We start from the raw sequence: 15774 nt of genomic DNA, 5'->3' as shown, positions 1-15774 counted from the left end.
TTTTATGAAAATAAACAAACTTAGCCGACTCATTGCACTTTGTTTAGGTACATTGGTAAGCACTGCATTTGCAGTAGAGCCGCAAATTAAAGAAAGTGCTTTAATGACGCCAAAACCGACAGAACAGCATAGCTTATCTACTAAACGTGTTACGGCTCGTTTAACACAATTTCACTATCATAAATTCAACTTAGATGATGAATTTGCCGGTAAGATTTTTAATCGTTATATGGATTGGTTAGATGGTGCGCATAATACCTTCTTACAATCGGATATTGATGAGTCAGCGAGCAAAATATGCGACTAAATTAGATGATGAGCTTTATGAAGGTAAGTTAGATTCAGCGTTTGAAATCTATGATTTAATGACTAAACGTCGTTATGAACGTTATAAGTATGCACTCTCTTTATTAGATAAGGAGCCGAATTTAAAAGGTTCTGATCAAATTGAAAATGATCGTGAAAAAGCACCGTTTCCAGCTTCTCTTGAAGAGGCTAATCAGTTATGGGAGCAAGCGTGTTAAAAATGATGTGATCAGTTTATATCTTAAAGATAAAAAATGGCCGGAAATTAAGAAAACGTTAACGAAACGCTATAACTTAGCAATTAAACGTTTAACGCAAGTGAAAGCGGACGATATTTTACAAACTTATCTCAATGCTTTTGCCCGTGAAATTGATCCGCATACCAGTTATTTATCGCCTAGAGCGGCGAAGGCATTCCAAGAGAGTATGAATCTTTCTTTGGAGGGGATTGGTGCAACACTTGCAATGGAAGATGATGTAACTACAATCAAATCCCTTGTTCCTGGGGCTCCAGTCGCACGTAGTAAAAAAATTGGCGTAGGCGATAAAATTGTCGGTGTTGGTCAAGAGCAAGGCGAGATCGAAGATGTGATTGGTTGGCGTTTAGATGATGTTGTTGACAAGATCAAAGGTAAAAAAGGTACGAAAGTTCGTTTAGAAATTGAGCCGGAAAAAGGTGGTAAAACCAAAGTAATTACGCTTACTCGTGATAAAGTGCGTTTGGAAGATAGTGTCGCGAAACTTACCGTTGAAAAAGTGAACGGTAAAAATGTTGCTGTTATTAAAATCTCGACTTTCTATATCGGTTTAACCAATGACGTTCGTAAACTTTTAGAACAAATGAAAACTAAAAAAGCGGACGGTTTAATTATTGATTTACGTGAAAACGGTGGCGGTTCATTAACAGAAGTTGTTGAGTTAACAGGCTTATTCATTAAAGAAGGTCCTGTTGTTCAAGTACGTGATGCGTTTAATCGTATTAAAGTTCATGAGGATCCAGAAGCGGATAAATCACTATATGATGGTAAAATTATGGTGATGATTAACCGTCATAGTGCCTCTGCATCTGAAATTTTTGGTACGCAATGCAAGATTATAACCGTGCGATTATTGTCGGTCAGCAAACTTTCGGTAAAGGGACTGTTCAGCAAAGTCGTTCATTGAATTTCGTATATGATTTGGATCAGGAACCGTTAGGTTTTATCCAATATACAATTCAGAAATTCTATCGTATTGATGGCGGAAGTACTCAGCTAAAAGGTGTTGATGCAGATATTAAATTCCCTGAAATTATTAACGCAGAGAAAACTGGCGAAAGTTTTGAAGATAATGCGTTACCTTGGGATAAAATTCCGGCGGCCACTTATCAAGAAGCAGGTCATGCAAGAGATGCTGTGGCTACGTTGAGTGCTAAACATGAAGAACGTATTGCAAAAGAGCCGGAATTTATGACCTTAAATGAGGATATTGCGATTAGAAAGGAAAGAGATGCACGTAAATATACATCTCTGAATTTAGCAGAACGTTTAAAAGAAGATCGTACAGATGAAGCTAAACGCTTAAAAGACCTAAATGCACGTTTTGCAAGGGAAGGCAAGAAAGCGATTAAGAATATTGATGCTCTACCAAAAGACTATGAGGCTCCGGACTTTTTCTTGAAAGAAGCTGAAAAAATGATGGTTGATTGGTTAGAAATTGATAAGAAGTAATAAAATAGCTTATAATGTATTAAATCAACTGCCGCTTAACGCGAGTTAAGCGGCTTGTTTTTATGAATATTTTACAATCTCGGTTCTAAGGATTTTATATGAATAAGGTGAAAGCCTTTCAATTACTACCATTAGTAATGTTTTCAAGTATGGCATTTGCTGAAATGGCGACTAATAGTCAGCGACTGGTGACAGAAGGTCAAATTGTTTCTGATATCGTACCCGACGCAATTTTGCCGCAATTAAGTTTTAGTGCACAGCAGGCAAGAGCGCCGAGTTAGCGAAGCGAGCAGATTATGTGCTTGAGCAAGAACAGATTCGTCAAGAAGAAGCGCGTAAATTTGCAGAAGCGGAAGCAAAAGTAAAGCAGACTGTAGGAAATAATCCGTTATTATTGGATAAAACAGTTACTAAAATTTATTTAGATAATAATTTTGCTCCAATGTGGGTAGATAAAAATGCAGAGAAGCTGTTCTTAAAAGAATATGCTTTATTTGCGGCAAGTGGTGTTTCGAGTAAATCAGCAAAAGCATTAGAGCAAATTTTAAATCAGCCGGAAGGACTCGCTCGAGATATACTGTTAACTGATGGTTTTTTAGATTATTTATACTACAACAAAAATGTATATAAAAATGCAAATCAATGGTTATACAATTTAGGTAGCTATAGTCCTAAATCGCCGAGTTCGGAGCAGATTAATCAATGGGTAAAATCGACCCAAAACGGTAGCTCTGGGCAGTTTGTAGCGAATTTAGTGCCACGTAATCATATTTATCAAGAAACAGCTCAACGAGTGCTTTCAATGTCGCTGGGCGCGACTAAGAAAGCTAAGGTGACTAAGAAAGCTAAAAACGCAGTACCCAATAATAATGCTCCGGTTGCTTCAGGTAGTGAGGCATTTTATAAATTGGCGTTAAATACACAACGTTTACGTATTATTCCAAGTTTTAATAATGGTATCTTTGTAAATATTCCAAGCTATCAACTTTATTATTTCAGAGATGGTCAGCTAGCCTTACAATCAAAGGTGATTGTCGGACGTGATGATCGTCGCACACCAGTAATGTACAGTAAACTTAGTAACGTTGTGGTTAATCCGCCTTGGAATATTCCGCCAACGATTTTAACTAAAGATATTGTGCCGAAATTAGCGAGAAATCCGGGCTTTGCGGAAGCCGCCGGTTATGAAATTTTTGACGGAAAAGGTAATAAAATTAATCCTCGTAGCGTAAATTGGTCGCAATATATGAACAGTAAAAGTTTACCATATCGTATTCGTCAAAAAGCAGGGGATGATAGTGCGTTAGGACGTTTTAAATTTAATATGCCAAGTTCAGATGCGATTTATTTACATGATACACCGAACCGTGGTTTATTCAGCAAGACGGATCGTGCATTAAGTTCTGGTTGTGTACGTGTTGAACGTTCGGATGAATTGGCGAGTATTTTATTAAAAGAAGCCGGTTGGAGTATGGATAAAAAACAACAAGTATTAGCGAGTGAAAAAACAACTTCAGCGAATATTCGTTCAGATAATCCAGTTTATTTATATTATGTGACCTCTTGGGTTGAGAATGGAAAAGTTTATACCTTACCGGACATTTACAAACTAGATGTTGCAATTCCGAAAAATGCGGTGAATTGGAGCAAGGTTAGAAGTGTGATCTAATTCACAAATTGATAACTTCCGAGAAGTTTTTGCTTGCTTCTCGGAACTTTCTTTTTTAGAGTTAGACTAAAGGGCTTATTAATAATAAGCCTTTATTTATGGTTGATAGTAAATAATTTAGTTTGAGTTATCTACTATCAATCATTACTCGTGAAGAATGAGGAATACTAATGAATCAAATAAATGTTCAACGCCGTAAGTGGTTATCACTCGGCGGTCTTGTTTTAGGCGCAAGTTTATTGCCGGGTAAGGTTATAGTTGCTCTTTCAACGCCTACGCCATTAGCATTACGCTTTCGTAATGTAAATACAGGTGATACTTATGCGGCAAAATTTAGTGGTGGACGATTATCGGTTGCTGATTTAGGTCAGCTTAATTATTTAATGAGAGACCGTCACACTAACCAAGTAAAGCGTATTGATCCGATGTTATTTGTTAAGTTGAATCAAATCCAGCAACGTTTGGGTTTACGTAATGCAGAAATTTTGGTACTAAGTGGTTATCGTTCGGCACAAACTAATGCGAGAATGCGTCGTATATATCGTGGTGTGGCAAGTAATAGCTTCCATATTCGTGGTCAGGCGATTGATTTCCAAGTATCAGGTGTGCCATTGGCAAAAGTAAAAGCGGTACGCGGAAAGTTTGCATAATGGTGGTGTGGGTTATTATCCTCGCAGTAATTTTGTTCATGTAGATACCGGTCCTGTTCGTACTTGGCGTGGTTAAGTAAGCGGTCAAATTTTATGTTTAATTTACAAATTATCCCAGTAAGTGCTTTTCAGCAAAATTGCAGTATTATTTGGGATGATAATAAAAATGCGGCAATTATTGATGCAGGTGATAATGCAGATAAAATCATTCAGTTTGTTGAATCACAAAACTTGAATGTACAAAAATTGTTACTTACACATGGTCATTTAGATCATATTATGGCGGTTGAAAAAGTTCGGGATCACTTTGGTGTAGAAGTGTATGGTTCTCATATTGATGATAAACCGTTATTTGAACAACTACCGCAAATGTGCGAAATGTTTGGTCTTCCTCCAGTGAAAGCATTCTTACCGGATCATTGGCTAAACGAAGGTGATGTGGTTGAGGTCGGTTCGCTACGTTTTCATGTTCGCCATTTACCGGGGCATGCACCGGGACATATTGGTTTCTTTGATTTTGAAAATAAAATCGCTTTTAGTGGCGATGTGTTATTTAAAGACAGTATTGGACGTACCGATCTTTATATGGGCAGTTTAGACGTGTTGCTCAATACGATTCGTACCAAAATGTTTGATTTGGATGATGATTTTATTGTCGTTGCTGGTCATGGCCCCCACACCACAATTGGACGTGAGAAACTGCATAATCCATTCTTAGAATAGTTTTTATGGTTCAAGAATCGCAAACCATAATTGATTTAACTGATTAATGGCAGAATGATATTCTGCCATTTTTTGTTTAAAACCTTTCTTATCAAATTTTGTTGCTTGCAAATATGTACTAAGAAAATCAGCTTGTTGTTGTTCGTTGAGTATTTTAGCATTCGCACTAAAAAGCATCGCAATCTCTAATGCTGGATCCGACACGGCACTATATTCCCAATCAATCAGATACAAGCGGTCATTTTTTTCAATAAAATTACCTAAATGCAGATCGTGGTGACAGATTGTCTGTGTAAAAGGCTGAATCGTTTGAAATGGGGGGCGAAATCCTAATGTCACCTGTTTTGTAACAGAGAGTTTTTGCCATAAAAATTGACAACGCTCAGCAAGCTCCAGTTTTGGAAGGGATTGAGTAATAGGAAAAAGATGTAATTCAGCAAGCTGTAACGCAAGTTTACTTAGTAATGAGTAGCTGAAGTGGCTAGGGGTATTACCTTCAATCCAAGTCAGTAAACTAGCATTTTCATTATGGTAATAAACCTTTGGCGTAAAAGATAAGTGAGTTAAATAGCGTAAAATTTGTGCTTCTTGAGCATAATTAATCCCGAAAGCGGTTGCTCGCTCATTTTGTTGGCGTAAAACAAAACGCTCGCCGGAGGCGAGCTGAATCTGTTGGCTACAAGCGGTCAAACCTGCTAAATTTTTTCGAAAAATGACCGCTTGTTGTTGACTCTCAAGCCAAGCGAGGGCATTCATCGGCTACCACGTAAATAGACACGATAATTGCTACTTTCATTGGTCGGTTTTTCAAGCAACAGTGTTTGTGATTGCTTGCTATTTAGCCATAAATTCAACCAAGGTTGCGTTGATATATCATTAGCGGTTTGGGTAACTCCTTGATTATCATACCAAAATAATTTGTAGGATAAATTAAGCGGATGTTCAGTTAAATTCGTAACAGAGAGCCTTTCGCTTTCTGCATTGACTTTAACAAGAGTAGCAATTTGAGCTTCAATATTTACAATCGGTTCTGATTTCCCTTTGATATAACTTTGTGGATTACTGCCACAAGCGGTCAAAAAAAGCGAAAAAATTGCCAATAGCCCATAAGATTTTAAATGTTTCATACTATTTATTGCTTAACATTTTGCCTAAAGGTTCACCACCGACTAAATGCATATGGATATGGAACACTTCCTGACCGCCATGTACGTTACAATTCATAATTAAACGATAACCGTCTTCTGCAATGCCTTCTTCTTTTGCAATTTTTGCCGCAGCGGTAAATAAGCGACCTAATGCTAATTCATCTTCCGCTTCTACATGGTTTACGGTTGGAATTAATTTATTCGGTACGATTAGAATGTGAGTCGGTGCTTGCGGTGAAATATCACGGAATGCAGTGACTAATTCGTCTTGATATACGATCGATGCAGGGATTTCTTTACGAATGATTTTGCTGAAAATAGTTTCTTCATAGTTTTTTGTCATAATAAGATTCCTCTTTATATAAGTTATAAACAATAATTCTCTATTGTTTTTCGCTATTTTGCAAATTTACACCAAAATCTTACCGCTTGTAAGCCTTCAAACGGCTAAAACACAGTGCAAAAACAAAAAGACTGGATTGAATGAGAATAATTGTTGGACCCGTTGCCGCATCAATATGATAGCTCAAGATTGTACCGAAAACAGATGAACTGATGGCAATCGTCATTGCGATGACTAACATATAATCAAAGCGGTTTGACAGTTGGTAGGCGGTAATTCCCGGAGCAATTAACATTGCAACAACCAGAATCACACCAACAACTTGCATTGCACTGATGATGGTTAACGCTAAGAGCGCAAGCAATCCGTAGTGTAGCCATTTGACCGGTAAACCGATAACTTTAGCGTGGCTACTATCGAAGCAATAAAGCAGAAAATCTTTGCGTTTGAAGATAATGATGCTAAAGGTTATCGCACAAATAATCATGGTTTGAATTAATTCGGCTTGAGTGACACCAAGCAAATTACCGAATAATAAGTGGGTAAGGTGTTGTTCGGTCGGTAGCGCGGTAAAAAGTACAATACCGAGCGCAAATAATCCGGCAAACATAATGCCCATAATGGTATCTTCTTTTAAACGAGAGTTTTCTTTGAGATAACCGACGGAAATCGCACAAAATAGCCCAGAGACAAATGCACCAATCGCCAAAGGAAAGCCTAATAAGTTTGATACGACCACCCCCGGTAATACCGCATGAGAAATCGCATCGCCCATCAATGACCAGCCTTTTAAAATCAAATAGCAGGAAAGTACTGCACAAATAGAAGCGACTAAGACAGCTGTAAAAAGAGCGGTTTGCATAAATTCAAATTCAAAAGGTGTAACAAACCATTGTATCAATTCATTCATTGATTCCCTCCAAACGCTTACGTTTTTGGCTGATTAAACCGTATTTGGGTGCAAAGCAAAAAGCCAGTAAAAAGATAAAGGTTTGTAAGCACACAATCACACCGCCGGTCGCACCATTTAAAAAGTAACTGAGATAAGCTCCGACTCCACTACTTAAACTACCAATAAGAATGGCAATGATGACTAAGCGAGGGAATCTATCCGTGAGTAAATAGGCGGTCGCCCCCGGCGTAACAACCATTGCAATCACTAAGATTGCACCAACGGTTTGTAATGCCACCACAACACAAGCACTTAATAAGGTAAAGAATAAGATTTTGTAACGTAAAGGAGAAAGTCCTACGGATAATGCGTGATGTTCATCAAAAAAAGTGAGCAATAAATCTTTCCAGAACAAGATAAGTCCGAGTAATGATAATCCGATGATAATCGCAACTTGCCACAAATCTTCATCCGCAATACCGAGAATGTTGCCCATCACGATGGCATTAACGTCAACCGAAGTCGGGTTGAGTGATACAATAAACATACCTAGTGCAAAGAATGTGGTAAAGATGAAGCCGATAACCGCATCTTCTTTTATTCGAGTAATACTTTTCACCCATAAAATCGAAAGAGCAACAAGAATACCGGAAAAAAATGCACCGAAAGCATAAGGAAGTTTTAACGCATAAGCGATAGCAACGCCTGGTACCACGGCATGTGAAAGGGCGTCACCAATTAAAGACCAGCCTTTTAGCATTAAAAAGGCAGAGAGAAAAGCACAAACCACGCCAACGCCCATACTGACAAAAATCGCTTTTTGCATGTAGTTATATTGGAATGGTTCGAGTAGTAGTTCTAACATTTATAAACCTAAGATTTTCTTCACTGGGGCGAAGCTCTTTCGGTGAAAAGGGGTTGCCCCAAATTGTTCCAGTTTTTCAAAATGTAGTTTAGTCGGATAGCCTTTATGCTTTGCAAACCCATATTCCGGATATTGCACATCTAATTCATCCATTTCCTGATCACGTGCAACTTTGGCTAAAATGGAAGCGGCACTGATCTCAGCAACTAAACTATCTCCTTTTATGACCGCTTGTGCCGGCATCGGTAAAGTTGGAATACGGTTACCGTCAACCAGCACGAAATCAGGCTGAATATTTAGTTCGGCAACTGCTCGCCGCATGGCAAGCATCGTTGCGTGTAAAATATTCAACTGATCGATTTCTTCCGGTTCGGCTCGCCCTAAAGACCAACAAAGCGCTTTTGCTTTAATTTCCTCCGCTAAAAGCAAACGCTTCTTCTCCGACAGTTTTTTAGAATCGGCTAATCCTTCAATCGGATTATTTGGATCTAAAATCACGGCGGCGGTTACTACTGCACCGACTAACGGACCTCTACCGACTTCGTCCACACCTGCGATCAAGTGGGCATTAGGATAAATGAAATTTGTACTCATTGCTATTGATTCTTATTTGAATTTATTCTTCTGTTCTAAAATGACGCTGACTTTTGGTTTCATCACGGCTTTCAATCAGTCTATGATAGTTTTCAAAGCGAATTGCATTAATGTTGCCTTTTTCGACCGCTTCTCTTACTGCACAGCCCGGATCCGATTTATGTTTACAATCTCGGAATTTGCACGTGCCTAATACCGATTGAAATTCACGATAACCAAGGGTGATTTGCTCCGGCTCTAAATGCCATAAACCAAATTCACGGATTCCCGGTGAATCAATCAAATTACCTCCTTGCGGTAAATGATATAAGCGAGAAGAGGTGGTGGTATGTTGCCCTAAGCCTGAAATATCACTCACAGAGCCTGTCAATGCGTTGACTTCCGGTAATAATTGGTTGATAAGACTCGATTTTCCTACTCCGGATTGACCAACAAAAATTGAAGTACCACGTGACAAATAGCGATCTAATTTATCCATGTTTTCACCAGTATCGGCAGACAGACAAAGGGTTTCGTAACCGATATTTTCATAAATAGCTAATTGCTTTTGCACTGCTTGTCGTTCTGATTCCGAAAGCAAATCAATTTTATTTAACACGATAAGCGCAGGAATTTTAGCCGTTTCACAAATGACTAAATAGCGGTCAATAATATTGAGTGAAAGAGTAGGTAATACGGCAGAAACAATAATGATTTGATCGATATTTGCCGCCATGACTTTGATTCCGTCATAGTAATCAGGACGGCTCAGTTCGTTTTTACGCGGATAAATCGCTTCAATTACACCGCTGATACCTTGTAATTGCTCGTTACCTTTACGCCACGATACGCAGTCACCAACTACGACATTTTTGAGGGTACGGCGGAGATTACAACGATAAATTTCACCTTGTTCAGTTTCAACATCAGCGTGTTTTGCATGGCGAGTCACCACAATACCTTGCTGAATTTCGCCAAGCATTTCGTCTTGCCATTCTAATTCAGGCTTTGCGATTTTTTTATGATGATTCGATTTGATGCGACGTTGTTGGTTTTGGGTCAGTCTGCGTTTACTCAAGGGATCTCTCTATTAGATAATCAAAATAAGACGGAAGGATACTATAAATTACAGGATTTATGTAGTACCGGCGTAATGATGCTGTTTTGGTTTATGAATAAAAAATTTATAATTTATGGTCTGGGATAAGAAATTTTAATGAAAATAGTTGCCAAATACTGGCAGGATTTATCGATTCTGATACAATAGATAAGATATAAACGAAAAAAACCGCCCAAATAGGGCGGTTGATAAACCAAAAGGGTTCAAAATATACAGGAAGTGAAACGAGTAACTTAAGGTTACTCTAGCCTAGTTTCCTAGACCAATATGCAAACACAACATCATACTTAAAAATCTGAAATAGCGGAGAGTCTATCTCAGCTATCACTATCCGTCTAAGTACGGCGCGAATTATATTGATGTTGGACCAGTAACGCAAACTAAAAATTTTAATTCTAACTATCAAAAAAAATAATGGAATAACCATTCTGCCTTTAAGGTCAAAGCCCATTATTTAACCAAATTAACCAAGAATAATTAATTACTATGAACAAAAGACTCCCTCCATTAAATGCATTAAAAGCATTTGAATCGGCGACTCGCCATTTAAATTTTACTAAAGCGGCGGATGATTTATTTGTAACGCAAGCGGCAGTAAGTCATCAGATAAAATTATTAGAAGATTTTCTCGGTGTGTCATTATTTCATCGCAGAAATCGCTTATTAGAATTAACAGAAGCTGGTGAGCAATATTTTGAAGATATTCAACCGCTTTTGGAACAAATTGCGATGGCTACTGAAAAAGTTAAGTTAAAAAGTAGCCGACAAATTCTTTCAATTAGTACGACACCATCATTCGGTATGCACTGGCTTGTACCTCGCTTAAACGAGTTTCACAATAAATATCCGGATATTGAAGTGCGACTGACTACGGCTTCACAAGATGAAGGGTTATTAGGTAAAGATATTGATGTCGCAATTTACTACGGAACAGGTAATTGGCAGAATCTTGAAGCGATTGAACTTGTTCAGGCTAGAATTATGATTTTGGTCGCACCGGAATATTTGCGAGATAATCCTATTAGTAAACCGCAAGATTTAGAAGGTAAAAATTTGATTCACGTTTGTTCACATACTAAATGGAAGCAAATGGCGGAACACCTGAGATTAAACCATTTAGAAGTTGAATCCGGTCCGATGTACCCGAATACTTCAATGGGGATTCAAGCGGCGAAGCATCGTCAAGGTGTAGTGGTTGCTAATCGAATTCTTGCTCAAGATGAAATTGAAGAAGGTTCGATGATTGAGCCGTTTGCTACGGATGTCTATGATGAAAAAGCATTTTATGTTGTATATCCTCCGCAAATGAAAGAGGTTGCAAAGGTTCAGCATTTTGTTGAATGGATTACGCACGAAATAGAAGGAAGTTACAAATAATGAGGTATGAATGGGTATTGTTTGATGCGGATGAAACACTATTTTCATTCAATTCATATTTAGGTCTAAAATCAATGTTAAAACGCTATGCGATTGATTTTACTCAACAAGATTATGATGAGTTTCAAGCGGTTAATAAACCGTTATGGGTTGCTTACCAAAATAATGAAATTACCGCAAAAGATATTCAAACTCGACGTTTTGCGAAGTTATCGCACCAAACCGGGATTGATGCGTTACAGCTCAATCAAGAATTAATGGCGGAAATGGCTCTAGTTAGTAAGCCATTAGATGGCGTGATGGATATGCTAAAACAACTTTACGGTAAAGTGAAATTAGGCATTATTACCAATGGTTTTACTGAATTACAACAAAAACGATTAATTAATACAGAAACCGAAAAATTTTTTGAAATTGTGGTAGTATCCGAGCAAATTGGTGCGGCAAAGCCGGATCGTCAAGTGTTTGATTATGCCTTTGCATTAATGGATCAATCGGATAGAACCAAAGTCTTAATGGTCGGCGATACTTTAGCATCTGATATTTTAGGCGGTAATAATGCTGGAATTGATACTTGTTGGTTTAATCCGACCAAAAGTAAAAATGAAACACAAATCCGTTCGACTTATGAAATTAGCTCAATGAGTCAACTTGTTGAGATTATTAAAGGAATTGAATAATGAAATTACAGCAGTTACGTTATATTGTTGAAATTGTAAACCAAAATCTGAATATCACTGAGGCGGCAGAAACACTTTATACTTCTCAGCCGGGTATCAGTAAGCAAGTTCGCTTATTAGAAAGCGAGTTAGGCATCAATATTTTTGAACGAAACGGTAAACATATTAAAGGGTTAACACCTGCCGGAGAAAAAATCGTGGCAATTGCCCGAGAATTATTAGTTAAAGCTCAAAGCATTAAATCGGTAGCAGAAGAACAAACGCGTCCAAATCGTGGCGTATTAAGAATTGCGACACCGAATACGCAAGCTCGTTATGTATTACCGCCGATTATTGAGAAATTTAAAGCTAAATACCCAGAAGTCAGCTTGCAATTACATCAAGGTTCACCGAGCCAAATTTACGATGCATTAATGGCTGGGGAAGTGGATCTTGCGATTACAACCGAAGCACAACATTTATTTGAAGATGCGATTTTGTTGCCTTGCTATTTATGGAATCGTTCAGTCATTGTGAAACCGGATCACCCGTTAGTAAAATTTGCGAACCAAAGTGAGAGTTTGACAGTCGAAGAGCTTGGTAAATATGATCTGATTACTTATACCTTCGGTTTTACCGGACAATCGGATTTAGATCATGCATTTAATAAAGAAGGAATCTTGCCTCATATTGTGTTTACGGCGACAGATGCAGATGTGATTAAAACCTATGTACGTTTAGGTTTGGGGGTTGGGATTATGGCATCTATGGCACATACACCAGCAGACAGTGATTTGGTTTCGATTGATGCGAGCCACCTGTTCCAATCTAGTATGACTCAGATCGCATTTAAACGAGGTACATTCTTACGTAATTATATGTATGATTTTATTAACTATTTCTCGCCGCATTTAACCAAAATGCAAGTGGAAAAGGCAGAACAATTACGAGAAACCAATGCAATTCTCCGTTTGTTCGAAAATACCAAACTTGAGGAAAAATAAATGAATTTTTTTAAAAAAGTCGCACTCTCGTTCTTTGCAATTTTATCGTTAATTTCAACCGCTTGGGCTGACGATTTCAATATTAAATATAGTTCGAATTATTTAATGCCGGCTTATGTACATTTTAAAAATGGAGCGGGTCAGTATTCGATTCAATCGAAAATTAACGTGCCACTGTATAACATTGTTTTCTCTGCGAAAGGGACAGAGCGTAACGGGCAATTTAATATGTTGAGCTACCGTGATACACGTAATGGTAAAACCTATGCCTTAGCGGAGATTGATTCAAGTACGATTAAATATGGAAAAGCGAAAGATCCATTAAAGCAAGAGGCGTTAACGATGCCAACTTTTGATTTATTTACAACAGCATTCCAGTTGAGCTACTACGATCAATTACCAACAAGTTTTCAAACGACAAATGGTAAAAAATTATATCCGACGCCAAATGTAAAACTCAATAAAGCACAAAAAGCGGTAACGGTAAAAGGACAGACTTATCAAGAAATTACTTATAGTTTTAAAACCAGCGATCAAAAAGCGATTACCGTGAAAAAATATGTAGGTGAGAAATTCCCTCGCTATATTTCATACAATCGTGATGGTGATAACTATGAGCTAACCTTTGATAGCTTTGTGAAATAAAATAGTGTAAAAATAAGCGGTCAAATTTGTCATTTTTCTTACAATGTAAGGTTGTAAAAATAGGTTAAGTTTGACCGCTTATTATTTATAGGAAAATGTTAAACGATTTAAACACAAGCGATTGTGCAATGCTTAAAACGTAGCATAAATTATTTATTTTCCTATCAATATTATCATAGACTACATATTACACATACAATGAATTTAGTAGCGTCATTTTTTAAGCTGATAAAAGCAAATTCGCCCTCACTAAGGATTGATTGATGAGCATAAGATGATGTGTATAAAGGATTTGATTTGCCAGCCGAAGTTAAAAATAAAGCCATAACAGACATTAAAAATGTCCATATATGGCTATATCATCGGGAAATTAGACTCAATTTTGTCCACTATACCCAATAATTTCAATACTTATTTAAATTCGGCTACCGTGTTCCACTTTAACGTGGCTGGCGTGGTCGATTTCTTGGTTATTGTAATCGGATTTAAAGCCTTTTAAATAAACACGAATATGATTTTCTCGTGCGGTAATATTGGCGAAATCTTCAATCAATTCCAATACGTCCGAAGCGATATAAGAAGTGCGAGAGGCATCAATAATCACTTTGGAGTTCGGGCGAATATTTTTTAAGGTCTTTTTAATTGCCGCTTTATTTAAGAAAGAAACCTCTTCGGAAAGTTGCATTTTGATGTAGCTTGCATCTTCCAATTCTTCACGGCTTAAGTAATAAGCTCGTTTCATATTACCTTGTAATAAAAAGATAATACTAATTACTAACCCCAATCCGACACCTTTGAGTAAATCAAATGCTACTACAGTCATGACCGTTGCAACAAATGGGATAAATTGATAAATCCCTTTATGCCAAAAGTGTTTGAAAATCGTTGGGCGAGCCAATTTATAACCGACCAAAATTAAGACAGCAGATAAAGTGGCTAATGGAATTTGATTTAAAATTGTTGGAATTGCCAACACACACACCAATAGTAAAATACCGTGAATAATACTGGAGAGTTTATGAGTTGCACCGGCATTAGCATTGGCGGATGAACGTACAATTACCGCAGTAATTGGTAAGCCGCCTAATACGGAAGAAACAATATTGCCGACTCCTTGGGCACGTAATTCCTGATTGGTATCAGTGATACGGCGTTTACTGTCTAAACGGTCGGCGACTTCAATTGATAATAGCGTTTCAATTGAGGCAACGATTGCCATGGTTGCACCAGTTACCCATACGATAGATGAGCTAAAACCGGCAAAATTCGGAAAACGGATCAGATCACGCATTTCAGTCCAAGATTGCGGAATAGGTAATTGCACTAACTGTGAGCGAGGAATTGCTAGCGAGCTATCCATACTAATAAATATTTGATTAAGGCAGATACTGATAATAACGGCGATCAATGCTGAAGGAAGCAGTTTAATTTTTTTTAGCATGGGAGAAGAATCCCAGCCTAACATTAGTAATAGTGAAAGTAAGGCAATGCTAAATGAGCCTAAATGCACATTAACAAATGACTGACCGATTTCTTGGAAAAATTGCTTATTTCCCAAGGCATATGGCAGTTGCGAGAAAATAATTAAAATACCGATACCGGCTAGCATTCCTTCAATAACTGCCACCGGAATATAGTTAGTAATACTTCCGGCTCTGACAAAACCGAGGATAAGCTGAAAAACACCAGCAATCATACCGGCACATAAAAATAGTTCAAACGAACCTAATTGCGTTACCGCAGCAAGTACGATAGCAACTAAACCTGCAACTGGTCCGGCAACACTAATATGAGATGTGCTTAATGCACCGATAACAATGCCGCCAATGATGCCTGATACAATACCGGAAAGCGGAGGTGCACCGGAAGCAAGAGCAATACCTAGACATAGCGGTAACGCAACGAGAAAAACAACAAGACCTGAGGCAAAATTTTGTTTAAGTAAATGTATTTTATTTTTTTCGGAAGTCATCTTGAGTACCAATTTTTAGTATGTCATGTTATCGGCTAAATATTGTGCCAATAAGTAAATATTCTACGCTTTTTATTCTGATAATCTTTGGTTTATATCAGAGATTTGAAGAATTATTT

The 15774-nt window shown here is 37.7% G+C and carries 13 protein-coding genes and 3 pseudogenes; 8 read left to right on the top strand and 8 right to left on the bottom strand.

Annotated elements, in window-relative coordinates; translation table 11 throughout:
* Positions 1 to 4: 4 nt before the first annotated feature.
* The 4 genes and pseudogenes from prc to NYR89_RS06320 all read left to right on the top strand — a co-directional run bounded on the left by prc (position 5) and on the right by NYR89_RS06320 (position 5057).
* Positions 5 to 2015, top strand: a pseudogene (gene prc / locus NYR89_RS06335) (carboxy terminal-processing peptidase).
* A 98-nt stretch (positions 2016 to 2113) separates the two neighbouring features.
* Positions 2114 to 3684 (top strand): annotated as a pseudogene (locus NYR89_RS06330) (L,D-transpeptidase family protein).
* Between the two features lie 170 nt (positions 3685 to 3854).
* Positions 3855 to 4410: pseudogene (gene mepK / locus NYR89_RS06325) on the top strand (peptidoglycan L,D-endopeptidase MepK).
* Positions 4411 to 4427: 17 nt separating this feature from the next.
* On the top strand, positions 4428 to 5057 hold the full coding sequence (locus NYR89_RS06320; RefSeq protein ID WP_279445165.1) for an MBL fold metallo-hydrolase: 630 nt from the start codon (positions 4428 to 4430) through the stop codon (positions 5055 to 5057).
* A 3-nt stretch (positions 5058 to 5060) separates the two neighbouring features.
* Here the strand turns inward: NYR89_RS06320 and NYR89_RS06315 are convergent, their stop codons facing one another.
* The 7 genes from NYR89_RS06315 to rsgA all read right to left on the bottom strand — a co-directional run bounded on the left by NYR89_RS06315 (position 5061) and on the right by rsgA (position 9956).
* Positions 5061 to 5813, bottom strand: a complete 753-nt coding sequence (locus NYR89_RS06315; RefSeq protein ID WP_279445164.1) for a choline kinase family protein — start codon at positions 5811 to 5813, stop codon at positions 5061 to 5063.
* Positions 5810 to 6184, bottom strand: coding sequence for a YcfL family putative periplasmic lipoprotein (locus NYR89_RS06310; protein WP_279445163.1), 375 nt, complete (start codon positions 6182 to 6184; stop codon positions 5810 to 5812). The genes NYR89_RS06315 and NYR89_RS06310 overlap by 4 nt, the downstream gene beginning before the upstream one ends.
* Position 6185: 1 nt before the next feature.
* Complete coding sequence (hinT, locus tag NYR89_RS06305; protein ID WP_014992006.1) at positions 6186 to 6548, bottom strand: purine nucleoside phosphoramidase; 363 nt, start codon at positions 6546 to 6548, stop codon at positions 6186 to 6188.
* A gap of 79 nt (positions 6549 to 6627) precedes the next feature.
* Positions 6628 to 7458, bottom strand: coding sequence for a metal ABC transporter permease (locus NYR89_RS06300; RefSeq protein WP_279445162.1), 831 nt, complete (start codon positions 7456 to 7458; stop codon positions 6628 to 6630).
* Positions 7451 to 8305, bottom strand: a complete 855-nt coding sequence (locus NYR89_RS06295) for a metal ABC transporter permease (RefSeq protein WP_279445161.1) — start codon at positions 8303 to 8305, stop codon at positions 7451 to 7453. The genes NYR89_RS06300 and NYR89_RS06295 overlap by 8 nt, the downstream gene beginning before the upstream one ends.
* Positions 8306 to 8899, bottom strand: coding sequence for a ribonuclease HII (gene rnhB, locus NYR89_RS06290; RefSeq protein ID WP_279445160.1), 594 nt, complete (start codon positions 8897 to 8899; stop codon positions 8306 to 8308).
* Between the two features lie 22 nt (positions 8900 to 8921).
* Positions 8922 to 9956 carry a small ribosomal subunit biogenesis GTPase RsgA gene (gene rsgA, locus NYR89_RS06285; RefSeq protein ID WP_279445159.1) on the bottom strand — a complete coding sequence of 345 codons (1035 nt, stop codon included), beginning with the start codon at positions 9954 to 9956 and terminating at the stop codon, positions 8922 to 8924.
* A gap of 528 nt (positions 9957 to 10484) precedes the next feature.
* Here rsgA and NYR89_RS06280 point away from each other — a divergent pair.
* From NYR89_RS06280 to NYR89_RS06265, 4 genes are read left to right on the top strand one after another with little or no spacing between them, the layout of a single operon-like run.
* Positions 10485 to 11375 (top strand): transcriptional regulator GcvA, encoded by an 891-nt coding sequence (locus NYR89_RS06280; RefSeq protein WP_279445158.1) that lies wholly within the window; start codon positions 10485 to 10487, stop codon positions 11373 to 11375.
* Positions 11375 to 12055, top strand: coding sequence for a pyrimidine 5'-nucleotidase (yjjG, locus tag NYR89_RS06275; RefSeq protein WP_279445157.1), 681 nt, complete (start codon positions 11375 to 11377; stop codon positions 12053 to 12055). Before NYR89_RS06280 ends, yjjG begins: the two co-directional genes overlap by 1 nt.
* Entirely contained in the window at positions 12055 to 13038 is a 984-nt protein-coding gene (gene cysB / locus NYR89_RS06270; protein ID WP_279445156.1) for an HTH-type transcriptional regulator CysB, read from the top strand. The genes yjjG and cysB overlap by 1 nt, the downstream gene beginning before the upstream one ends.
* Positions 13039 to 13683, top strand: coding sequence for a hypothetical protein (locus NYR89_RS06265; RefSeq protein WP_279445155.1), 645 nt, complete (start codon positions 13039 to 13041; stop codon positions 13681 to 13683).
* A gap of 415 nt (positions 13684 to 14098) precedes the next feature.
* Here the strand turns inward: NYR89_RS06265 and NYR89_RS06260 are convergent, their stop codons facing one another.
* Positions 14099 to 15655 (bottom strand): SulP family inorganic anion transporter, encoded by a 1557-nt coding sequence (locus NYR89_RS06260; protein WP_279445154.1) that lies wholly within the window; start codon positions 15653 to 15655, stop codon positions 14099 to 14101.
* Positions 15656 to 15774 lie beyond the last annotated feature (119 nt).

Source organism: Actinobacillus arthritidis (assembly GCF_029774155.1).
GTDB classification, from domain to species: domain Bacteria; phylum Pseudomonadota; class Gammaproteobacteria; order Enterobacterales; family Pasteurellaceae; genus Actinobacillus; species Actinobacillus arthritidis.
This window is presented reverse-complemented; position numbering and strand designations above follow the sequence as displayed.